Origin of the sequence: Streptomyces sp. NRRL S-37 (assembly GCF_000721605.1) — a bacterium.
GTDB lineage: Bacteria > Actinomycetota > Actinomycetes > Streptomycetales > Streptomycetaceae > Streptomyces.
In genome coordinates, this window is record NZ_JOIZ01000009.1 from 121,087 (window position 1) to 141,858 (window position 20,772).

A 20,772-nucleotide genomic window follows, 5' to 3' on the forward strand; every position below is an offset into this window, starting at 1 on the left:
TCGGCTCGCGTCCACGCACCTGTGTCACCCCTCGGCGGGCGGGACGAACCCGGGCGGGGAAGGTGCCCTCTCCTCGCGCGCGCGGCGGGCGGGAGGGGGCCGCGCCCTCGCGGTCCGCGGCGCGGCTTCGGCGTACGTCCGCCGCCGCGAGCCCGCGCGCCGCCGCCGGACCGGGTGCCCGTGACCGCGCCGGGGCCCCGTACCGGCCGCGGCACGCGGGGCCGGGCGCGCCGGGCCGGCGGCTCCCACGGGACGTACCGGTTCCTCGGCGCCACGGAGGCCGCACGAGGTGCGCGCCGGCCGGGCCGCCCGCCCGGTGGCCGGACCCCGCGCCGCCCCGCCGGCGCCCGCGCGCGGCTCGCCCGCCAGGAGCCCCTCGCGGAGCCGGTCGAGGCAGCGCCGCAGGATGCGCGAGACCTGCATCTGGGAGACGCCGACGGCGTCCGCGATCCGCTGCTGGGTGTACTCCCGGTAGAAGCGCAGGTAGAGCACACGGCGGTCGCGCTCCGGCAGCCGCCTCACCAGGGCGGTCAGGGACACGGTGTCGACCACCCGGCCGAGCGCCGGGTCCTCCGCGCCGATCAGACGGGCGAGCGGGATCTCCTGGCCGTGTCCGGCGGGCTCGTCGAGGGACCGGGCACGGCACGCGTGCACCGCCCGCAGCGTGGACAGCACGCGGTCCCGCCCGAGCCCGGTGTGCACGGCGATCTGCTCCGGGGTGGGCGAGCGGCCGCCCAGCCGCTGTTCGAGCTCCTCGACGGCCTGGAAGATCCGGCCGCTCGCCTCCCGCAGGGGGCGGGGCAGCCGTACGGTGGCCGTGCGGTCGCGCAGATGGCGCCGGATCTCACCGGTGACCTTGGGGACCGCGTACGACAGGAAGGCGTGGCCCAGGGCGGGGTCGTAGCCGTCGACGGCCTTGACCAGTCCCAGGGACGCGACCTGTACGAGATCGTCGAACTCCTCCCCGTGACACCGGAAGCGGCGTGTGACACGCCGCGCCATCGGCAGCAGCAGGCGGATGACGTGCTCCCGGAGGGCGGCCCGCCGCGGTCCCGGCGGGTGCTCCGAGAGCTCGCGCAGCAGCGCGTCGAGCTGCTGCGAGGACGGCTCCGGTACGGCGTCGCGTGTCCGGATCACGTCGGCGGCTGAGGGGGACATGGGCCTCTCGGGGGTGCGGCTCCGCTGTGGTCGGCGTTCGGGCGCGCCGGCCGCTCCGCGCGGGAGCGATGTGCGCGCCAGTCTCGGAGTCACCCTTCGGCCGGACCCCGAAACACGGCCTGAGCCGCGTGCGGGATCCCTGTCCGTCCCGCGAGTGACGTCAGGCGCCGGCGGGTTGCGTTCCGGACCGGTACCTGCCGTCCGGTCGGGACACCAGGACCGTACGAGAAGAGTGGCCCGCTCCGTCCGGGAGGGCGGAACCGCTGCCGGGCGCGGATCGCGGCGCTCGCCAGAGCCAGCATGACCACGACCGGCACCCGCAGGTCCGACCTGGCTTCGGACATCTCCCGGCGGCTGGGGGTGTCCGGGTACTGGGCCCGTCAGGTCCGCGACGGCAAAAAGGTGCCCGGCGTCGAACTCCTCCACGGGCTCGTCGAGTACTTCGGCGTCGAGGAGGGAGAGGCGTTCTTCACCGCACCGGCCGCCGACGCGCTCAACCGCGCCCTGCTCCCCCTTCCGCGCAGGCTCGGACATCCCGAGAGCGATCCGGTACTGGCCCTGATGGACCGCTACGGGGTGAACTCCGCCGACCCGCGCGCACGGTTCCCCGACCCGTGAGCAGGTGGAGTGTCTCCTCGAAGGAGTCCTCCGGTCCGTCGTGCCCCCGGAAGGAGCCCGCGGCCGGTGAGCACCAAGGCGATGAAGACCTTGCTCACCGTCCTGGGCCGCCGGGCGGCGGGAACCGTCGAGCGGCCGGCCGAGCCCCAGGAGGTCATGGAGGCGTTCTGCGAGGCCATGACCGCACGGACCGGCCGGCCGATCAGCCTCCTGTTCCGGGCGTTCCCGCCGGACATCCCCGTCTCCGGCATGCGACTGGACTGCGGGGACCCCTCCATCATCGTCGTGGAGGAACGCACCGTCCCCGAGGCCCGGTTGGTCATCCTCGGTCATGAACTGCGGCACGAGGAGCAGGGCGACTGCGGTCACCACGTCGCGGGAATGCCGGCCGCCGCCCGCGCGCTGCCCGCCGGACAGGTCACGGAGGCGATCGAGCGGGCCGCCGGCCGCCCCGTCCTCAGGACGCGGTACGGGCGCGCAGGATCCCCTCGACGCCCTGCAGGAAGGTCTCCGAGACCAGTTCGGGGTCGAAGAGGCAACCGGCCGCCATGGCACCGTCCCGGAGCATGACGAGGTGCCGGCCGGCCGCCTCGGCGGGCGCGTCGCCGGTCTCCGCCAGCAGCTCCGTGACGGTGTCCAGGAACCACTGCCGGTGGGCCAGGACGGCCCGGTGGACCGGGTGGGCGGGGTCGGGATACTCGGCCACCGCGTTGAGGAAGGCGCAGCCGCGGAAACCGGGGGACCGGATGCCCTCGGTGATGGCCCCGGCGACGGCCCGGACCCTGTCGGCCGCCGGCCGGACGCTCGCCACGGCGGTGGCTACCTGCTCCCGGATTCCCCGGTCGGCCTGTTCGAGGTAGGCGAGAACGAGGTCCTCCTTGCCCGAGAAATGCCGGTACAGCGTGGCCCGGGTCACCTGTGCCTCCGTGATGACCCGGTCGATGCCGACGGAGTGGATCCCCTCGGCGTAGAAGATCCGGGTCGCTGTGTGGAGCAGCCGCGCTCGCGCTTCGGAGGTGCTGCCGTTCTTCGGGCTCCGACTCATGCCGCCAGGCTACCAAGAGGGGAGAACGTTCGGTCTTGACAGAGACCGTGCCGGTCCTCTTTGATCTGAGCACGAGACAGAACGTTCTCCCTCTTGTCGGGCGGCGCCTTCACTGCTCCCCGCGCACCCGGCCGCCGGGCGGGACCGCGCCGTCCCGCATCGGCTCACCGTCACGAAAGGAACTTTCATGGACACCCTCGTCGGCACGGCCCCCACCGGCGTTCCCGCCGCCCTGCGCAGGCTGTACTTCCTGCGGTTCGCGTTCGCCGCCGTATGGGCCGCCCTGCTGTTCACGACCGCCGGAACACTGGGAGCGCTCGGTACGGTGCTGCTCCTGGTCTACCCCCTGTTCGACGCGGCGGCCGCGGTCGTCGACGCCCGGTCCGCGAAGGCGAACGGCGGTACGGCCCGGCTCCTGTACGTGAACATCGCGCTCAGCTCACTGACGGCCGTCGGCCTGGCCGTCGCCGCCACGTCGGGCATTCCGGCCGTCCTACGGGTCTGGGGGATCTGGGCCGTCACCTCGGGACTCGTCCAGCTCATCGTGGGCGCGGGCCGCAGGAAACTGGGCGGCCAGTGGCCGATGATCATCAGCGGCGCCATCTCCACGGCCGCCGGCGCGTCGTTCTTCGCCGCGGCCGGCCGCGACGACGCCACCTTGGCGAACCTCGCCGGCTACGCCTTCCTCGGAGGTGTCTTCTTCCTCGTCTCGGCCCTCCGGCTGAACCGGACCCGCGACGAGGTGTGACCTCCCCGGACCCGGACGGGTCAGCCGGAGTCGTCGAACATGGCCAGCAGCGCCTGCTCGTCCGTCTCCGGTCCGGGCCGCTCCGACTGCGGCAGCTGCTCGGCCCATACCGTCTTTCCCTGCGGCATGTAGCGGGCCCCCCAGCTGCTGGTGAACTGCGCCACCAGGAACAGACCGCGCCCGCCCTCCTCGGTCATGGCCGCCCGCCGGATGCGCGGAGATGTGTTGCTGCGGTCGGAGACCTCGCAGATCAGCGAGTCGTCGCGCAGCAACCGCAGGCACACGGGCCCCCGGCCGCCGTACCGCACGGCGTTGGTGACCAGCTCGCTGACCACCAGCCCGGTGTTGAAGTCCAGCTCCGACAGGCCCCAGGCGGCGAGCTGATCGCGGGTCAGCGCCCTGGCCCGCGCCACGACCGAGGGGTCGGACGGGAACTCCCAGGCCGCCACCCGGTCCTCGGACAGCGCGTGCACACGGGCCAGCAGGAGGGCCACGTCGTCGTACGGGCCGCCGGCCGGGAGGGTGTCCGCGATCCGGTCGCAGACGTCCTCCAGTGCCGGGCCGCCGCGGTCCAGCGAGTCCAGCAGCCGCCCGGTGCGCACGTCGGTGTCCCCGTAGCCGCGGTCCTCCTTGAGCAGACCGTCGGTGTACATCGCCAGCAGGCTGCCCGCGGGCAGGTCGACGCCTGCGGACTCGTACGGCTGGATCCCGCCGAGCCCGAGCGGCGGACCGCTCGGCAGGTCGATCAGCCGCGCCCGCCCGCCCGGTGTCAGCACGGCGGGCGGCGGATGACCGGCCCGTGCGGCCGTGCAGCGGCACGACACCGGGTCGTACACCGCGTACAGGCAGGTCGCTCCCGTCGCGGGGTCCTGCTCCTCGTCCGACTCGCCGGGCGTCCGGCTGACCAGGTCGTCCAGGTGGGCCAGCACCTCCTCGGGCAGCAGGTCAAGACCGGCCAGCGTCCGCACCGCCGTCCGCAGCCGGCCCATGGTCGCCGCCGCCTGCAGGCCGTTCCCGGGCACGTCCCCGACGACCAGCGCCACGCGCATCCCGGACAGCGGGATCGCGTCGAACCAGTCCCCGCCCACACCGGCCCTGGCGTCCGCGGGCAGATAACGGGAGGCGAGTTCGGCGGCGCTCAGCCGGGGCAGGGCGTGCGGAAGCAGGCTGCGCTGCAGCGTCAGGGAGGCGCGGTGCTCCCGGCGGTAGTGGCGGGCGTTGTCCACGCTGATCGCGGCACGGGCCGCCAGTTCACCCGCCAGCGTCAGGTCGTCCTGCTCGTACGGCCTCGTCCTGCCGCGCCGGTAGAAGCCCGCCAGGCCCAGCACGGAGCCCCGCGCGGACAGCGGCGCGCCCAGATAGGAGTGCACGCCCGCACCGAGCAGGCCGACGGGGTGCGCCCGGCCGGCCGGGGACCCGGACAGGGCGGCGGTCGGCACCGAGTCCGTCACCGGCCGCCCGGTCTCCAGACACCGGGCCTGGGGTGTCCCCGCGGGGTAGCCGGCCGGTACGTCCACGCCGCCGGCCGGGGCGTCGCGGGAGTCCTCGCCCGCCCAGACGGCCACCCGGCGCAGTGCCGCGCCGGGGCGCAGCCGCCCGCGCGGTGGTTCCTCACCGGCCAGGACACCTTCCACCAGGTCGACGACGACCAGGTCGGCGAAGCGCGGCACGGCGATCCTCGCCAGCTCCTCGGCGGTGCGCCACATGTCCAGAGTGGTGCCGAGCCGGGTGCCCGCCTCGTTCAGCAGGGACAGCCGGCTACGGGCCTCGGCCGCGAGCCGGCTGACGCCCGGCTCGCCGACCAGCAGCAGCCACGCGTCGGCCGGCCCGGCGGCGGGCGGTTCCGCCGTCGCACCGGGCGCATCCGCCCCCGCCGCCCCGGCGGGACGGTCCAGGAGCGGCACATGACGGCCGTCAGGGGCGGTCACGGCGCCCCGGCCCGGCGTCCCCCTGCCGCGGATGTCCTCGAAGCTGACCTCGACCGCCGCGCCCTCCGCGTCGCCGTGGTGCAGCTCCCGGCGGCGCAGCACGGCCACGCGGCTGCCCGCGAGGGGCACCTCGGTGAACGCCTCGCCCGCCGAGGAGATCAGCTCGACGGCGCGCTCCAGCAGCATCAGCCGCTCCTGCGAGGCCAGGCGGGGAGCCGGCCCGCCGAGCCGGTGCAGCTCACCCGAGCCGAGGTCCAGCTCGGTGTGCCCGCCGCGCTCCCTGGCCCGCTGGAAGGAGCGCATCAGCTCGAGCTCGCGGGCCGTGCTCAGCTCCAGCAGGCGCTCCCCGATGCGTTCGGTGGCTTCCTGCAGGACCAGTGCCATGCCGGGGTCGGCCAGTGCCCGGGGCACGGAGAGGTTGACCGCGCCCCGCACGGTGCCGCCCACCGGGTCGCGCACCGGCGCGGCCATGCAGGTCAGCTCCTTGAGGCCGTGCAGGAAGTGTTCGTGGCCGACGACCACGAACGGCGCCCGGGTGCTCAGCACCATGCTGACGCTGCTGGTCCCCATGAACCGCTCGTCGACGTTGGCGCCCGGTACCAGGGAGGCGGCGTCCATCAGCTCCAGCCCCGCCGGGGCGCCCCACCGGTCCACGATGTTCGCCCGTGAGTCGGCCAGCGCCACGGTCACCGGCACGCCCGAGAACCGTTCGTACAGGTGGGCCAGCACCGGCGCGGCGGCCCTGATCAGCCGGGAGTCGGGATCCAGGTCCCCCTCGACCGGCAGGGCCACCCCCTCCTGGTCGATACCGAGCGACCGCGAGCGCTGCCAGGAGGCGAGGATCTCCGGACGTACTCCGGCGACCGGCTGCGCCCGGTCGCCGGGACCACCGCCCGAAGGAGTCGGATACGGGTTCACAGGATCAGGGTAATCGGGCATATGGGACGTGCGCTCGGCCGCGAGTGTCCCGGAGGCGAAGGTTCCGGACCCGGGACGGTCCCTCACCGGCCTTCACGGGCTGCGCCACAGCAGCAGGGCGATGTCATCGGTGTACGCGTGCCGGGGGACGGCGTGGCGCACCGGATCGTCGGCCGGATCGTCGATGGACCGGGTGAGGTCGGAGCCGGGGGTTTCCACGAGACCGTCGGTGCAGAGGGCGAGGAGCGATCCGGCCGGCAGGGGTGCGGAGGGAGGTGTCCCGCGCCGGCCAGGTGGAGGCACCGCCGGGACTCTCACCACTCACATGTCCGACCGTATGCGGTCGGTCGCCGGCGGGCGAAGGGTGTGCCGCGGTGTCCGCGCGGATGTGCCTGCTCCATGTGGCCGTGACCGCTGGCAGTCGTCCGGGCGGACGGCTGTGATGGACGTACGGGTCCGGTGTCCGCGCCGGGCACGCCCGCGCCGCGGGCCTCGTCCCCACCGGTCCGCCGGTCCTGTCCCGGTGTGCCTCGCGCGGCGTGGAGGGAAAGGACGGGGAGCACGCCGGCCGGCCGGTCACGGAGACCGTTCCGGCCCCGAGGTCCGGGCCCGCCGTCCCGGCGCGGTCGGACAGGAGAAGCAGAGGTGTGACATGGACAAGTCCCAATTGGCCCGGGCCAGCGTGCGCAAGGCCGCGCAGAGAGGCCACGACATCCGCGAGGAGGACGCGGAACAGGTGATCGACGCCCTGTTCGGCACGGTCGACATGGCGGGCGTGATCGCCGAGACACTCAAGCACGACGAAGCGGTGGTGGCCGGCAGCTTCGGCCGCTTCCACACCGACGGGGGCTCCGCCGCCTTCCAGCCGGGCAAGGCCCTGACCGAGTACCTCCACGACACCACCCCGTGACGGGGACGTACGGATTCCCCGTTCCGGGCCACGGGATCACGGCTGCCGGGTGGACGCACGGCGGGGATCCGCCTGGTGCCCCGTACTCCGCCTCCGGCCTTCCGGTCCCGGCGGCCGCCCGGCTGTTCGTCTCCGTACGCGCGGCCGGGGCACACGCGTCCTCGCCGCCGCGCAGGCCGTACCTGTCCGGCCGGCAGGCAGCCGCCTTCGCCCGGCGGCGGAACCCGGCGGGGCGGGACAGCCCTTGGTGACCGTCCCGCCCCGCCGCGGTCCACGGGTTCCTCGTCACCTCCGCGGACGCCCGGCCTCCTCGAGCCGCCGGTGCGAACGGTTCCCGCCCCGGCTGCGCAGAGAGGCGTCCGCCTCGGTGAGGACACGGTGGACGAACCCGTACGACCGCCCGTGCGCTTCGGCGATGGCCCGTATGGACAGGCCGTTCTCGTACTGCTCCTTCATCTCCCGCGCGAGTTCCGCACGGGCCGTGCCGGTGATCTGTTTGCCCTTGTCCACGGCTCGTCTCCTTCGGTGATCGACGTCTGGCCGTGATCGTCGTCTACCCCCGACGAGGGACGAGCCACTCGGCGGGCGACGGCGGAGGGGAACGATCCGCGGGCGGGTGCGGTCGGGAAGGACGTGGCCGTGGAGGAAAGGACCTTCCGCGCGGCACGGCATCCACTCCGTCTCCCGCCCGGTCGTCTGCGCCGAGACCCCACCCGGGACGTTCCGTACTTCGCCGAAACCGTCACCGCGCCCGTCCGGGTCCCGCCGCACGTGACGGCGGGGGCGCGGGCGGCTGGTGGGTGCGGGTGCGGGTGCGGAGGGCGAAGGCGGCGAGTGCGGTGGTGGTCATGGCGGTCAGCCAGGCCGCGCTGTGCAGCAGAGGGCTCGAGGTGGCGTTCCGGGTGAAGCCCGCGGCGAGGCTGGTCTGGAGGGAGCCGTAGCTCGGAAGCAGCTCGACCAGGGCCTTGTCGGCGGTGGTGCTGGCGACGGGATTCTGCGGCGCGAGATCGATGATGCTGGTCATGATGATCGTGACCAGTCCTTCGACCTCGCCGCGCAGGAAGAGGGCCAGGCACATGCCCATGGCCCCGTAGACCAGGCAGACCGCCAGGACCGCGATGCCGAGGAGGAAGGGCCGGAGGGGAGACCAGAACAGCAGCATCCAGGCGGTGGCGTAAGCGCCGACCAGTACCGATGCGACCAGGAGTGTGGTGAGTTTGGCGCCGATGAGGGCGGTTCGGGGATAGCCGGCCGCGGTGAGGCGACGGTCGAAGGCTTTGGTGCGGCGTGCGGCGCTGAACATCAGGAATCCCACGAGGAGGGACACGGCGTTCAGGGAGCCGCTGATCATCGTGATCTCGTCTCCGCCGGCGCGCAGCCAGGTTCCGGTGGCGCGTAGCCGGAAGGGAAACGTCTTCGGCGTGGTGAGGGTCTTCGCCACGGTGATCCACATCGGGATGAAGGCGACCAGGAGCACGGCGGCCAGCCGGTTCTTCGCCATGGCCAGCAGGGCGTAGCGGCAGGCGACCAGGTAGGCCCTCATGCGGTGTCCGCCGTGGGCGAGGGCCCGAGGAGGCCGTCGTGCAGACGGTGCAGGACGTCCAGGCGTCCGGTGTCGTGGGCGAGATGGGAGACGATGATCACGGTACGGCCGCTGCCCTTCAGCTCCTGGGCGAGGTCCCAGAACCGCAGGTAGGTCTCCCAGTCGAAGCCCTGGTACGGCTCGTCGAGCAGGACGACGTCCGGGTCGTGCATCAACGCCAGGACCAGGTTCAGCTTCTGCAGGGTGCCACCGCTGAGCACTTTCACCGGCGCGTCCAGATAACCGGCCGCGGAGAGCGTGTCGATCAGCCGGAGCGCGCGGCCGGGGTCCGGGAGACGGTAGGCGATCTGGAAGAGACGCAGATGCTGGCGCACGGTCAGCTCCTCGTCCAGGACCGGGTGCTGGGGGCAGTAACCCCGGGTGCCCACCAGGTCGACGCGTCCGTCGTCGGGGCGCAGGTCACCGCTGAGGATACGCAGCAGGGTGGTCTTCCCGGCGCCGTTCTCCCCGACGATGCCCACCAGTTGCCCTGCCCGCGCCTCGAAGCCGACCCCGCGCAGGACCTGCCGGGACCCGAAGCTCTTGCGGACCGCCGTCACACGCAGCACCACCGCCGGTTGCCGCCTCACGTCCGGGTCCGGACATGCGTACGGTCGGCGAACGGGCACCGGAGGGACGGCGGGCCCTCGTCCCGGTCGGCGTACAGCGGGCTCGGACTGGCCACAAAGGCTCCTCGAGAGCGGTGGAGTGCACGGGTTCCGACCGGCCAACGATCCACGAGCCCGCCGGGACACGTCACGCACGCTTCCGGTGCGTGCTCCGGGACCGGTGCGTGAGCCCCGTCGAACGGCTGCCGCTGCGGCTCGCCCCTCCTGCCGGCCCGTCCCGGACCGTCGACCGCAAGGCTGAGCCGGGCAGCGCCGACGCGGACCGGCTGCGGTTCCTGGTGTCGCTGCACGCGACCCGCTCGGCACGCACCGACGGGAACCGCTGGACGGTCGGATCCCCTCTCCGTGTGCGGGGGCGTCCCGGAACGGCGTCGCCCGTTCCGCGTCCGGCGGGAGAGACCCGGCCTCCGGCCGCCCCGCTCGTCCGGACAGAGCTCCTGACCAGGAAGACTAGTAAAAGGTGCGGTCGGCCTGCCGCGGCGGTTTCCCGTGCTCCTGGAACCTCTTCCAGACGCCGTAGGCCGCCGTCACCATCACCCGCCACTCCTGGCTGCCCTCCCACCGCGCGTGCCTGCGCGCCGACTCGTCCTCGGTGAGTCCGAAGCGGACCTCCATGCCGTCCTCCAGGACGGCTCCCGTTCCGTCGCATTCCCGGAAGAGCCGCTCCGCCGGGACGAACAGCATCCAGCCGCGCCGTCCGTCGTCGGGCACCAGCCAGGAGTACACGAACCCCGCCCCCGCGCTCCCGGACGCCTCGGCGACGAGCCGTACGCCGATCGACGCCACCCCCATGCTCCGCCCTCCTGCGTTTCTCCGGCCACGGACGCCGGTCAGCCTACGCGGACCGGCCGTCCACCGAGTCCCGTTTGACCTTGACACGGTGACAAGGCCTTCACTGCTTGCCGAGGAGGTGGTCCCGATGGCCACGACGAGACAGGACACGGACGCGGTACGCATGCTCCAGGCGCTGGAGGACGGGAGTTCGTCCGTGCGGTTGCGGGCCGCTCTGGAGGCCGGCACGGCACCGGACCCGTGCTTCGTCGACAAGCTCGTCCAACGATGCGCACTCGAACCGGAGTTCTTCGTCCGGGACATGCTGACCTGGGCACTCACCCGCCACCCGGTGTCCATGACGCTTCCCGCGCTGCTCCGCGAAGTCCGCTCGGAGCATGCGCGGGCACGGAGCCAGGCACTGCACACGCTGTCCAAGATCGGGGACCGGCGGGCATGGCCGGCGATCACACCGGAACTTCTGTCCGACACCGACGACGAGGTGGCGCGGAGCGCCTGGCGGACCGCGGTCGTGCTCGTGCCGGAGGGTGAGGAACCCGGGCTGGCCGCGCTGCTGGCGGGACAACTCGGGCGCGGTGAGCGGGAGACGCGGTTGAGTCTCAGCCGGGCGCTGATCGCACTGGGCGGCGATGCCGTTCCTCCGGTTCTGCGTGCCGCGGCCATGGCCCCCGACCCGCGCGTGCGCGCGCACGCGCTCGCCACGGAACGGCTGCTGCGCGATCCTGACACCGGATTCGAGTGGGCGATCGAGGAGGCGAAGCGCGTCGTGGCCCTCGGCGGCCCGGGCCAGGAGGGACGATAGAACGTGTTGATCGGTGAGGTGGCGCGACGGTCCGGGGTCAGCGCCCGCATGCTCAGGCATTACGAGTCACTCGGTCTGGTGCGGCCTTCGGGCCGTACGGGCTCCGGCTACCGGGAGTACTCCGACGAGGACATCCGGCGGATCTTCCACGTCGAGAGCCTGCGATCGCTGGGGCTGTCGCTGCGGGAGATCGGGCGCGCGCTCGACGACCCCGGCTTCACGCCCTCGGCGCTCGTCGACGACCTCATCCGTCAGACACGCGAACGCATCGCGGCCGAGACCGAGCTGCTCACGCGGCTCCGCCGGATCGATGCCGCGGAACCCGCCGGCTGGGAGGACGTCCTGCGGAGCGTCGCACTCCTCCAGGCACTCGGATCGAAGAGCGCCGACGCGCGTCAGCGCGCGGCCCTTTCCTCGGCCGGCGAGGTCCCGGTACCGGTGGAGGCCCTGGCCGAGGCGGTGCTGCGGGAGACGGATCCGAACGTCGCCGGGGCCCTGCGCTGGGCACTGGCGCGATCCGGCGGCGACGGCACGGCACTGCTGGCGCAGGGTCTGGACTCACCGGTGGCCGCGGTGCGTGAACGCGCCGTCCGGTCCCTCGCCGAGATGCCCGGTGACGAGGCTGCCGCCCGGCTGCGGGACGCCCTCGCGCACCCTGACGCCGCGGTCCGCGGGTACGCGGCTCTGGCGCTGGCGGCACGCGGAGCGGCCGATACGGTCCCGGCGCTCATCGACATGATCGTGGAGGGGAGGAACGACACCGACGCGGCCGATGCGCTGAGCCGGCTGGCGAGCGACCCCGCGACGGCGGACCGGATCGCCACCGGGCTCGTCGACCGCCTCGCCCACGGCACCACCGAAGCGCCCGTACGCCGGTGGCTGACCCAGGCGCTGGCGGACATCCCGGGAACCACGGCGTCACGTGCCCTCGTACAGCTCTCGGACGACGAGGACCGTGCCGTCGCCCTGACCGCGGCGTACCTCCTTCACCTGCGCGACGCACGATGACGTCCCCTCAGGGGCCGACGGGCCGGGCCGCAGGGCGGTGATCACGGTGGCATGGGCGTCCCGATACGGGGCACACGAAGGTCTGCTCGGCGCTGCCCGGTGATGGCCGCGGTGCCGGCCGCTTTGTGAGACGGACCTCGAGGGGAGAGGCATCACCATGATCCTTCCGGCGGAGAAGGAACTGCGCGCCGTACTGGCCCGGTTCGCTCAGGCGCGCATCGAACACGACGTGCGCCCCACCGGCCGCACCAGCCGGGACCTCGAGGACTCCACCTACACGCTGTGCGTGATGACCGGGGCCCGCACCGTCGAGGAGGCTCTGCTCGCGGCCGACGCACTGCTCGAGCGGTACGGCGCGGACCGTGCGAGCTCCTCCCGGAAGGACGAGACACTGGCCGCGTGAGGCCGGATCCCCGCCCCTGGCCGCCGAGTCGGGCGACCGGTGCGCCGTAGGAGAGAACCCGTACCCGGCGAAGGCGACGGCCCCGGAGAACCCGGCTCATGGCGTGGTGGAGGGGCAACGGCCACGGCAGCCGGTCCCGTTCCGGCAGACCGGGAACACCCAGGAGGCCGCCCGCCACGACCGGCGCGAGGCGGTCGCGGCGGTCGTCGGCACTCCCTTGGGAGTGCGGAGCGGCCACGCCGTCCCGTCCAGCCCGAGACCGTCCCGGGCGGGCGTCTCCGGCTCCGCGGAACGTCGCCCGCCACACCCCGGAAGTCCCCGGACGGCGGAGCACCCCCGTCCTCCTCACCGTCCTCGGCCACCACCACGGTCGGCCCGGGCGGGACAGCCGTCCCCGCTGACGCGCCGGCCGGGTCTCGTAGGTGAGGAGCACACGCGCGCCACAGTCCTCCAGCAGACGGACCGGCGGTGACGACAGCCCTCGGTGACACGTGTCCTACACCGGATCCGCTCGTTGATCAGCGCGTCACTTCCTACGCGAAAGGGATAAAAGTGCGTAATACTCTCGCCGTCGGTGCCGTCGCGGCACTTGCCGCTGCCGGGGTCCTCTTCCCGGTCTCCGCCGCGCAGGCGGCCTCGCCCGTGCCGGCCGACCCGGCCGCCGAATCCGCCCGGGACGGCAGCAGCCTGGGGGACCTGGCGTACCTGGTCCCGAACCTCGCCCGCGGCCTGCTGCCGGTGAACCAGGAGGGCGACAGCGGCCGCCCCCTCCAGGAGCCCGCCGACAGCCCTGAGGGGCAGAGCTGAGGGGACACCGCCGGTAGTGCTTCGCCGGGGCCGGCCCTGGTGCGGGTACCGGTCCATCACCTCGGCAGGTCCTGGATGGCGCCCAGGAGCTGGCAGAGGGCCGGCACCCCGGCTTCCGGGCCGGCCCGCCGGAGGGCGGGGCAAGCCCGGGCGGGCCACGGTGGCTCCGGGACGGGGCGGGACGCGGCCGGTATCCGGTGCGGCGCGCCTCAGATCAGTTCGGGCTGGGGTTCCGGTCGCCGTGCCGGTGCGGTCCCCGGTTCCCACCGCGCGGTGGTCCGTACGTAGCCGTAGATCACCGAGACCATGGCCAGTACGAGCAGCGGTCCGGACACCCAGGGATACGCGGCCATCGCCGACGGCAGGAACCGGTAGGACAGCAGAAGCGCGGCGAAGACCGTCACGCCGTAGGCGACCAGCCGGATCCCCGACCGGTCCCAGCCCTGGTCGAACGAGCGCAGGGCCGCCTCGATCGTGAGCGTGAACACCACGCCGGCGAGGAGGTCCGCGCCGTAGTGGTAGCCGAATCCCAGCGTCGCGGCGAGCGTGGCGACCAGCCAGAACGTTCCCGCGAACCGCAGGACGCGAGGGCCCTTCCGGGAGTGGATGAAGATCGCGGTGGCCCACGCCGTGTGCAGGCTGGGCATGCAGTTCCGCGGGGTGATCCCGTCGAACGGCATGGGGTGCGGGGCATCGGCCGGCGGCAGCGTCCGCGGCCACAGATCGGCCACGGCCCAGGGCTCGCTGGGCGGCATGTCCGGCGCCCAGAGGCTGACCGCCGCCCAGTGCTCGGTGCCCGTGCCGTAGGCGAAGAGCGGTCCGACCACCGGGAAGATCATGTAGAAGGCCGGCCCGACGAGGCCGATCACCAGGAACGTGCGCACCAGGTGGTGGCGCGGGAAGCGGCGCTCGACCGCCACATGGCGCAGCTGGTACAGCGCGGCGATGACCGCGGCCACCGCGAGATTGCCGTAGACGAAGTCGAGGAAGTTGAAGCCGACGGGGCCGGTGGCCGTCACGATACGGCCCGCCAGCCACGACGGGTCGCCCAGCGCGTGATCGGCGGTGGCCACGTACTGGTCGAGCACCGTCAGGCGGGTCTTCGAGGTGATGAGCAGCCAGGTGTCACCGGTCTTGCGGCCGGCCATCAGCAGCAGGGCCAGCCCGACGCCCTTCAGGAGCAGGACCCGTTCCCGGCCGGTGCGGCGGGTGACGGCGATGACCGCACAGCCCAGGATCACCCAGAGGGCGCCGTTGCCGAAGGGGTGGCCCCCGGCCGTGTCCACGTCGGCCGCCCACCGGACCACCAGGAAGGCGACGTCGACACCGATCGCCGTACCCACCGCGACGAACCGTTCCCGCCAGGTGAGCACCACCATCATCAACGCCATGGCGGCGTACAGCAGACCGCCCGACTTGGGGGCGTACACCACCTCCCGCACCTGATTGGTGAGCGGCCCCGGCAGGCCGTAGTGACGCGCGGCGAATTCCAGCGCGACGAGGAACCCGAGGGCCACGGCACCCACCGCGGCCCAGAGGACCGTCCGTGGCCGACGCCACAGGGGGAGCGCGGTGTCCTGGTCCGTTCGCGAAAAGTTCTGCGGTGGTATGTGTATCAATTTTCGACTGCTTTGCTAGAGATTGGTCATGTCAGGGCGGGTTCCGCTCGTCACCTTCCGGCCGGCGTCGCTTTCCCCCTCGCCGAGGGCGGTCCGTCGGAGCAAGACGGAAAGAACGTGACGCGGGTTCCGGCGAGTTCTCCGTCGAGCCGTGCGCCGTCCGCCGGCTCCGGTGCGGGGCGTCGTCCCGGCAGTCCGGCCGCCGCCGTTCTCCGTGCCGCCGGCGGTTCACACCGCGGCGGGACGGACGTCAGGGGGGTCGCCCGGCGGACGTGAGGGGATCGCCGGGGACCGGCCGGGGCACGGCCACGAGGCCGTCGTACGAGGATCACCGGCTTCGTGACACCCGCCGCCGGGGCAGGCCCGGCCGAGGCGCACGCGGGTGCGGCGCGGTCACGTCGTCAGCGTTCCCGTTGTGTTCCCCCATGCCCCGAGACACCTCACGCCCCCTCGATCCGCCCCTGCACGCCATCCGTGCCCTCGGTGTGCCTCCCCAGGCCCTCACGCCGAGACAAGCACAGCGAATTCGAGCAGGTCAATAGCCATGCGGAAGCCGTACGACGATCCAGACGCGGATGCCCTTCCCCCGCGCCGCACGCTTCCGCGGGCGTTCCGTCGTGTCCGCTCGCCGGTCGGCCGCTCGACGGACCCCGCCCGCCGCTCCCCCTCCGCGCGGAACCACGCACCGCGTGCCACCGCCAGTATCACCAGGTCCGGGTGACCGTGCTCCGGCCGCCGTCGTACGCCCGGCCGGCACCCGTCGTAGGCTGGGCCCCGGTGCGACGGACAGGAGACAGGGGTGGCCGAGACGACGGCGGCCGAGGTGATGGCCGAGCTGGCCGCGCTGGACGACCCGAGGATCCGCGCGGTGAACGAGAGACACGGTGACGATCACGGTGTGAACCTCACCAAACTGCGCGCGCTCGCGAAGCGGCTCAGGACGCGGCACGAGCTCGCGCATGAGCTCTGGACGACGGACGACACCGCGGCGAGGCTGTTGGCACTCCTGATCTGCCGTCCGAGGGCGTCCGAGCGCGACAAGCTGGACACCATGCTGCGCGAGGCGCGCACCCCCAAGGTGCACGACTGGCTCGTGAACTACGTGGTGAAGAAGAACCCGCACCGTGAGGAACTGCGCCTGGCCTGGTTCGCCGATCCCGACCCGGTGACAGCTGGCGCAGCGCGGTCGGCCCAGCCCGTCCAGCGCGATGGGCAGGCCGGCCGTGACCTCCTCGCCGCCGGGCGAGAACTCCACCTGAAGTCCCGCGGACCCCGGAGCGGGGGGAAGGGACGTGCTGAGCCCCGCTGCGCGGTCCTGTTCGTCGGGACCGCCGAGCAGCGCGAGGATCACCGCCTCCGCCGGCATGGGCACGGCGCTCGTGCCGGTGGGGTCCGGGTGGGCGACCGTGCGCAGCACGGCAGAGATCCGGGCCTCGATCACCTCGGTACGGGCGGGCTTGACGATGTAGTCGTCGGCACCGGCCTCCAGGCCGATCACCACGTCGAAGTCGTCACCCCGCGCGGTCAGCATGATGATCGGCAACCGGCTCCGCTCGCGGACCCGCCGGCAGACCTGCACCCCGTTCATGCCGGGCAGCATCAGGTCGAGGAGCATCAGATCGGGCCGGAATTCGGCCAGCGCGGCGAGACCGGCCTCACCGGTCGCGGCCACCCGTACCTCGTGTCCACGGCGGCGCAGCCCGAGGTCGACCTCGACCGCCACCGGCTCACCCTGGTACGCGACGGTGAGACCGTCCGGAGCATCCCGGTCTCCGGCGGCACGCCCGGCGGCGACAAGCGCTCCTGGCGCGGAACGGCCGTGCTCATGGCCAAGGAGGGCACGATCAACATGAACTCCGAGACGGTCGGCCTCGGCGACGCCTACGACAAGATGGTCGACTACTCGATGCGGCTGACCTGGTCGGGCATGTACGCGCACGCCGCCCCGTGGAGCGCCCCCCACTTCGGCAAAGCCAACCGCAGTTCGGGCTGCATCGGCATGAGCGACGCGGACGCGGCCTGGTTCTACGGGCAGGTACGGCCGGGCGACCCGTTCGAGATCACGGGCGAGGAGACCAAGGGCGTGGTCGACCCGGGCAACGGCTTCGGCGCGTGGAACGTGCCGTGGACCGCCTGGCGGCAGAAGAGCGCGCTGCGGTGATCACGACGCCGACGCCGGGATCACGGCACCGGGCCGGCGTGCCCCGTCCGCGGGCCTCCCCGCCTCAGCGGAACTCGTGGACCACCTGGATCCTGCCGACGATGTGGGCGTTGAAGTCGTCCAGTTCCCCGGCCGGAACCCAGAGTTCGAGGATCGTCCGCCCACCCGCCTGCCGGACGGGGTACCGGCTCAGGAACTCCGACTCGACCTCGAAACGGGTGACGAAGCCGGCGCCGTCGTGCTTCACGTTCCAGTCCCGGGCGATCCTGATCGCGTAGTCCTCGTCGAGGACCGGGTAGAAGATCGGCTGCTCGGGCAGCCGGGGCGGCCACGCACGCCAGTTCAGCTCCCGGACCAGATCCAGCTCCTTGGGACCGGTAGGGCGCCACAGGGTCGTCGTTGTCTGCCGACTGGTCATGCCCGTCACTTCCTGCACGTGGGCCGCTGGTACGACGGTCCGGAGACCCGGACGATACCGGCACCACGGACTCGCCGGCCACGCGGTTTCCACCCGCGGCCGGCTCCGTGACCAGCGGTCACGGGACACCCCCTGACCCGGAACCCGCACGCGCACCGGAGCCGGGGGCGTCGGCGGACGGCGGCGGCGCGTCGTCGGCGGGAGCGCCGAGCATCCGCAGCGCGGACAGCGCCCGGGCCCGGACCGCGGCCCGCGGGTGGCGGGTGAGGGGGCGCAGCAGGGCGGCGTCCTCGGGGCATCGCTGCTCGGCCAGCCCGACGAGTGCCGCCGGTGCGACGGCGGCCGGGTCGGTGCACAACGCCCGGTAGTGCGCGCGGGGGGCGCCGCCCGCGGCCCGGAGTTCCCGGCACACCGCCGCGCGGACGGTGGCCGACGGGTCCGTCAGGTGCCGTGCCAGTTCGTCGCCGCGGCCGGCGCCTCGCAGCCGTCTGACGGCGGCGGAGCGCACGGCCGTGTCCCGCGCACGGAGCAGGCGGTCGAGGGAGGCGTTCCCGTCCGGGCCGGCGAGGACGGCCGCGCAGCTGGACCGCCGGATGTGCCGGTCCCGGTGCCCGACGGCGAGCCGGGCCAGGTCCCGGGCGCGGAAGAAGCCGGCCTCGACGGCGGCGGCGAACGTGACGCGGCGGACCTCGTACGAGAGGTCGGCGTCCAGGCGGGCGAGAACCCGGGTCCGCGTGTCGTCGAGGACGGTCTGCCGTCCGGACGCGAGCGCCAGACGCATCACCGTGCGCAGCGCGTGCACGCGCACCCCGTTGTCGGGGTCTCCCTCGGCGATCTCCCATGCCCGCGTCATGCCGAGCCGCCCGTACGCGGCCCCGGCCCGCAGGCCGGCGATCCGGGCCTCCCGGGCGCCGCCCGCCGACAGGTGCGCCACAGCCTCCTCGGGCAGCCCGCCCAGGCGCCCGAGGACGGCCTTCCGCACCCACGCGCCGTACCGCCGCATGCCCACCAGCGCCGCCAGGGGAGCCAGTCGCCGCAGCACGGCCTCGTCCGCGCCGGCGAGCGCGCGTTCGAGGGCCGCGCGGGCCAGCTCCCGTACCCGCTCGTCGGTGTCCGCGCACCTGATCAGGACGAGTGGCAGCACGGAGGCGGGCAGAGCCCCGGGCTCCGCGCGGGCGAGCGTCGCCGCACGGACACGGGCGTCCGCATGACCGAGACACAGGGCGACCTCGGACTCGGTGGGCGGCAGGCTCCAGGAAGGAGCGCCGGGGCCGGTCTCCCGCCAGTACGGGGCCCGGTCCCAGTCGGCGATCTCCCGCTTGTCGAACCAGTGGAAGCCGACCCGGATCCGGCAGTGAGAACGCCGGCCCCTCATAGCGCCGGCGGTGCCCGATCAGACGCCGGCGTCGAGGGCGATCCAGTCGTCGGCCGCCCCGGCACCGACCGCCGGGCCCACACCCTTGCCGCGAAGCAGCCGTTCGCCCGGGGTGTGCAGCAGGGTGGGACGGAGTCCGTACGTCGTCATGGGCGGACTGTAACGTCGTCGCCCACCGCCCCCACCAGCTCTTTTCCGTCTCCCGATGCTGCCGTCGCGCACGGCCGGAGTGTCCGGGCCACGGAGCGCGGTGGGCTCCGCGGCAGTCACCTGAAACCCGTCCCGCGCTCACGCAACCCGCTTCGACGCCACGACGTCCAACTCCCTGACGGGCGGCTGCCGATCACTCAGGAGAGCACGTGGCGAAGAAGGACCGGACGACGGACGCGGCGAGGGAGAAGGACCGCGAGAAGTGGATGGCGCGTTTCCAGGTCCGGCTGGCCCTGCAGCCGGGTGTGGACCGGGCGGTCGTGCTCCAGGCGGTCAAGGAGGTCACGGCGCACTGCGCGGATACGGGTGAGCACCCGCGGACCGCCTTCGGCGACCCGGACGCCCACGCCGTGCAGACCGCCGCGCGGCTGGTGCCGGCGGACCGGGCGGCGCGCGCGAGTCGGCACAACGCCGTGCTGGACGCGCTCGACTCGGTGTCCAGGAGGGCCGGGGACATCGCCGGTCTGTGACCGGTCGAAGCGGCTTCCGTCATGCCCGGCGCACGGGTTCTGACACGGGCTGCTGTCCGCCGGTGCCGCTGGTGGCCCAGCCGACGCCGAAGGCGGCACCCGGCTGAGCCGGAGCACATCGGTCGTCGTGCGGGCGGGCCTGTCGTCACCTGCGCGACTGCGGGCCGGCCCAGCCGGACACCGTGAGCGGTGCCCCGCTGGGCCGGGTGGCGTCAGCGGTCGGTCAGGGCGGCGAGGGTGGCGTCCAGGTCGGCTGCCCCGGGCTGATTGTGGGGGAGCTTGGCGAGGATCCTGGCCATGCCGCAGGTGTCGGTCAAGGCGGAGAAGACCAGGCCGCCGGCGACGCCCGCGGACAGCCGGCGCGCCGCGCTCCAGCGCCGTCCGGCGATCAGGCCGGCCAGGACGAGGGACCCGGCGACGAGGCGGACCTGGCGGTCCATGGCCCAAGGGGAACGGGTGCCGGCGGGGCGGTGGAGGTCGTGACCGAGCTGCGTCCAGGCGGTGGTGCCCCCGGTGAGAGTGGCGGCGGTGACGCCCTGATCGGCCAGACGCCGGCAGGCGGTCGCGGAACGGGCGCCGGAGGCACACACGACGAGGAGGTCACCGCGGCCGGCGGCGGTCCTCAGGGCGGGCAGGGCGGTGTCGAGGCGGTCGAGGGGGATGTTGTGGGCGCCGGGCAGGTGGCCGGAGGCGTATTCGCCGGTGGTGCGCACGTCGATGACGATCAGCTCGTGCAGGCGGGCGTCGACCTGGCCGGCGGTGAGGGCGGTGGTGGGTGTCACGGGGGATTTTCCTTTGCCCGGTTGGAGTCACCCCTTCGGTAAGGTACCCACGGGGGTATCTCGAAGGAGTGTGGGTCGTGGAACTGGCGATGGCGGCTGAGGAACTGAAGACGGTGGTCAACCGGCTGCGCCGGGCGCAGGGCCAGATCGCCGGTGTGATCAAGATGATTGAGGAGGGGCGGGACTGCGAGGACGTGGTCACGCAGCTCGCGGCGGCGTCCCGGGCTCTGGACAAGGCGGGTTTCGCGATCATCGCCACCGGTCTGCAGCACTGCCTGACCGATGCGGACATGGCCGCTTCCGGTGACCGGGAGCAGATGCGTGCCCGGCTGGAGAAACTGTTCCTTTCTCTGGCCTGAGCCGTGGTGCCGCAGTACCGGATCACCGCC

The 20,772-nt window shown here is 73.3% G+C and carries 23 protein-coding genes and 2 pseudogenes; 11 read left to right on the forward strand and 14 right to left on the reverse strand.

Annotation, left to right across the window (positions count from 1 at the left end):
* Window positions 1-24 precede the first annotated feature (24 nt).
* On the reverse strand, window positions 25-1,158 hold the full coding sequence (locus IH50_RS39130; RefSeq protein WP_063759493.1) for a sigma-70 family RNA polymerase sigma factor: 1,134 nt from the start codon (window positions 1,156-1,158) through the stop codon (window positions 25-27).
* Window positions 1,159-1,458: 300 nt separating this feature from the next.
* On the opposite strand from IH50_RS39130, the gene IH50_RS37705 reads away from it, so the two are divergent.
* Window positions 1,459-1,776, forward strand: coding sequence for a hypothetical protein (locus IH50_RS37705; RefSeq protein ID WP_234328167.1), 318 nt, complete (start codon window positions 1,459-1,461; stop codon window positions 1,774-1,776).
* 457 nt (window positions 1,777-2,233) lie between these two features.
* Here the strand turns inward: IH50_RS37705 and IH50_RS0115865 are convergent, their stop codons facing one another.
* On the reverse strand, window positions 2,234-2,821 hold the full coding sequence (locus IH50_RS0115865; RefSeq protein WP_030861756.1) for a TetR/AcrR family transcriptional regulator: 588 nt from the start codon (window positions 2,819-2,821) through the stop codon (window positions 2,234-2,236).
* 187 nt (window positions 2,822-3,008) lie between these two features.
* Between IH50_RS0115865 and IH50_RS0115870 the strand changes: the two genes are divergently transcribed.
* Window positions 3,009-3,569, forward strand: coding sequence for a hypothetical protein (locus IH50_RS0115870; protein ID WP_030861757.1), 561 nt, complete (start codon window positions 3,009-3,011; stop codon window positions 3,567-3,569).
* Window positions 3,570-3,589: 20 nt separating this feature from the next.
* On the opposite strand, the gene IH50_RS0115875 is transcribed toward IH50_RS0115870, so the two are convergent.
* Both IH50_RS0115875 and IH50_RS39740 read right to left on the reverse strand, forming a co-directional pair.
* On the reverse strand, window positions 3,590-6,415 hold the full coding sequence (locus tag IH50_RS0115875; protein WP_030861758.1) for a SpoIIE family protein phosphatase: 2,826 nt from the start codon (window positions 6,413-6,415) through the stop codon (window positions 3,590-3,592).
* 93 nt (window positions 6,416-6,508) lie between these two features.
* Entirely contained in the window at window positions 6,509-6,718 is a 210-nt protein-coding gene (locus IH50_RS39740) for a hypothetical protein (protein WP_078913982.1), read from the reverse strand.
* A gap of 349 nt (window positions 6,719-7,067) precedes the next feature.
* Between IH50_RS39740 and IH50_RS0115885 the strand changes: the two genes are divergently transcribed.
* A complete protein-coding gene (locus tag IH50_RS0115885) occupies window positions 7,068-7,325 on the forward strand; it encodes a hypothetical protein (RefSeq protein ID WP_030861759.1) in 258 nt (85 codons plus the stop codon).
* Between the two features lie 285 nt (window positions 7,326-7,610).
* Here the strand turns inward: IH50_RS0115885 and IH50_RS0115890 are convergent, their stop codons facing one another.
* The 4 genes from IH50_RS0115890 to IH50_RS0115905 all read right to left on the reverse strand — a co-directional run bounded on the left by IH50_RS0115890 (window position 7,611) and on the right by IH50_RS0115905 (window position 10,328).
* A complete protein-coding gene (locus tag IH50_RS0115890) occupies window positions 7,611-7,835 on the reverse strand; it encodes a helix-turn-helix domain-containing protein (RefSeq protein WP_030861760.1) in 225 nt (74 codons plus the stop codon).
* Between the two features lie 232 nt (window positions 7,836-8,067).
* A complete protein-coding gene (locus IH50_RS0115895; RefSeq protein WP_037872454.1) occupies window positions 8,068-8,868 on the reverse strand; it encodes a hypothetical protein in 801 nt (266 codons plus the stop codon).
* Window positions 8,865-9,479, reverse strand: coding sequence for an ATP-binding cassette domain-containing protein (locus IH50_RS0115900; RefSeq protein ID WP_030861763.1), 615 nt, complete (start codon window positions 9,477-9,479; stop codon window positions 8,865-8,867). The genes IH50_RS0115895 and IH50_RS0115900 overlap by 4 nt, the downstream gene beginning before the upstream one ends.
* A 507-nt stretch (window positions 9,480-9,986) precedes the next feature.
* Window positions 9,987-10,328 carry a hypothetical protein gene (locus IH50_RS0115905; RefSeq protein ID WP_030861766.1) on the reverse strand — a complete coding sequence of 114 codons (342 nt, stop codon included), beginning with the start codon at window positions 10,326-10,328 and terminating at the stop codon, window positions 9,987-9,989.
* A 127-nt stretch (window positions 10,329-10,455) separates the two neighbouring features.
* Here IH50_RS0115905 and IH50_RS0115910 point away from each other — a divergent pair, with 127 nt between their 5' ends.
* The 4 genes from IH50_RS0115910 to IH50_RS0115925 all read left to right on the forward strand — a co-directional run bounded on the left by IH50_RS0115910 (window position 10,456) and on the right by IH50_RS0115925 (window position 13,348).
* On the forward strand, window positions 10,456-11,130 hold the full coding sequence (locus tag IH50_RS0115910) for a HEAT repeat domain-containing protein (protein WP_030861767.1): 675 nt from the start codon (window positions 10,456-10,458) through the stop codon (window positions 11,128-11,130).
* A gap of 3 nt (window positions 11,131-11,133) precedes the next feature.
* Window positions 11,134-12,138 (forward strand): MerR family transcriptional regulator, encoded by a 1,005-nt coding sequence (locus tag IH50_RS0115915; protein WP_030861769.1) that lies wholly within the window; start codon window positions 11,134-11,136, stop codon window positions 12,136-12,138.
* A 157-nt stretch (window positions 12,139-12,295) separates the two neighbouring features.
* Window positions 12,296-12,541 (forward strand): DUF5133 domain-containing protein, encoded by a 246-nt coding sequence (locus tag IH50_RS0115920; protein ID WP_030861772.1) that lies wholly within the window; start codon window positions 12,296-12,298, stop codon window positions 12,539-12,541.
* A 552-nt stretch (window positions 12,542-13,093) separates the two neighbouring features.
* Window positions 13,094-13,348, forward strand: coding sequence for a hypothetical protein (locus tag IH50_RS0115925; protein WP_030861774.1), 255 nt, complete (start codon window positions 13,094-13,096; stop codon window positions 13,346-13,348).
* Window positions 13,349-13,557: 209 nt separating this feature from the next.
* Here IH50_RS0115925 and IH50_RS0115930 read toward each other — a convergent pair whose 3' ends face one another.
* Complete coding sequence (locus tag IH50_RS0115930) at window positions 13,558-14,910, reverse strand: DUF5933 domain-containing protein (RefSeq protein ID WP_051767333.1); 1,353 nt, start codon at window positions 14,908-14,910, stop codon at window positions 13,558-13,560.
* A gap of 883 nt (window positions 14,911-15,793) precedes the next feature.
* Here IH50_RS0115930 and IH50_RS39745 point away from each other — a divergent pair.
* Window positions 15,794-16,138: pseudogene (locus tag IH50_RS39745) on the forward strand (DNA alkylation repair protein); the annotation flags it as partial.
* Window positions 16,139-16,348: 210 nt separating this feature from the next.
* On the opposite strand, the pseudogene IH50_RS39750 reads toward IH50_RS39745, so the two are convergent.
* Window positions 16,349-16,690: pseudogene (locus IH50_RS39750) on the reverse strand (response regulator transcription factor); the annotation flags it as partial.
* On the opposite strand from IH50_RS39750, the gene IH50_RS37710 reads away from it, so the two are divergent.
* A complete protein-coding gene (locus tag IH50_RS37710; RefSeq protein WP_234328171.1) occupies window positions 16,649-17,128 on the forward strand; it encodes a L,D-transpeptidase in 480 nt (159 codons plus the stop codon). The pseudogene IH50_RS39750 and the gene IH50_RS37710 sit on opposite strands and share 42 nt — an antisense overlap.
* Before the next feature lie 64 nt (window positions 17,129-17,192).
* Here IH50_RS37710 and IH50_RS0115940 read toward each other — a convergent pair whose 3' ends face one another.
* From IH50_RS0115940 to IH50_RS43170, 3 genes are all read right to left on the reverse strand, one after another.
* Window positions 17,193-17,546 carry a hypothetical protein gene (locus IH50_RS0115940; protein WP_030861780.1) on the reverse strand — a complete coding sequence of 118 codons (354 nt, stop codon included), beginning with the start codon at window positions 17,544-17,546 and terminating at the stop codon, window positions 17,193-17,195.
* Window positions 17,547-17,664: 118 nt separating this feature from the next.
* Window positions 17,665-18,921: a hypothetical protein gene (locus IH50_RS38760; protein ID WP_030861782.1), complete on the reverse strand. Its 1,257-nt coding sequence runs from the start codon at window positions 18,919-18,921 to the stop codon at window positions 17,665-17,667.
* A gap of 18 nt (window positions 18,922-18,939) precedes the next feature.
* A complete protein-coding gene (locus tag IH50_RS43170; protein ID WP_267883273.1) occupies window positions 18,940-19,071 on the reverse strand; it encodes a hypothetical protein in 132 nt (43 codons plus the stop codon).
* A gap of 209 nt (window positions 19,072-19,280) precedes the next feature.
* Here IH50_RS43170 and IH50_RS0115955 point away from each other — a divergent pair, with 209 nt between their 5' ends.
* Entirely contained in the window at window positions 19,281-19,601 is a 321-nt protein-coding gene (locus IH50_RS0115955; protein WP_030861784.1) for a hypothetical protein, read from the forward strand.
* 212 nt (window positions 19,602-19,813) lie between these two features.
* Here IH50_RS0115955 and IH50_RS0115960 read toward each other — a convergent pair whose 3' ends face one another.
* On the reverse strand, window positions 19,814-20,383 hold the full coding sequence (locus IH50_RS0115960; RefSeq protein ID WP_030861785.1) for a rhodanese-like domain-containing protein: 570 nt from the start codon (window positions 20,381-20,383) through the stop codon (window positions 19,814-19,816).
* 77 nt (window positions 20,384-20,460) lie between these two features.
* Between IH50_RS0115960 and IH50_RS0115965 the strand changes: the two genes are divergently transcribed.
* Window positions 20,461-20,742, forward strand: coding sequence for a metal-sensitive transcriptional regulator (locus IH50_RS0115965; RefSeq protein ID WP_018845516.1), 282 nt, complete (start codon window positions 20,461-20,463; stop codon window positions 20,740-20,742).
* Window positions 20,743-20,772 lie beyond the last annotated feature (30 nt).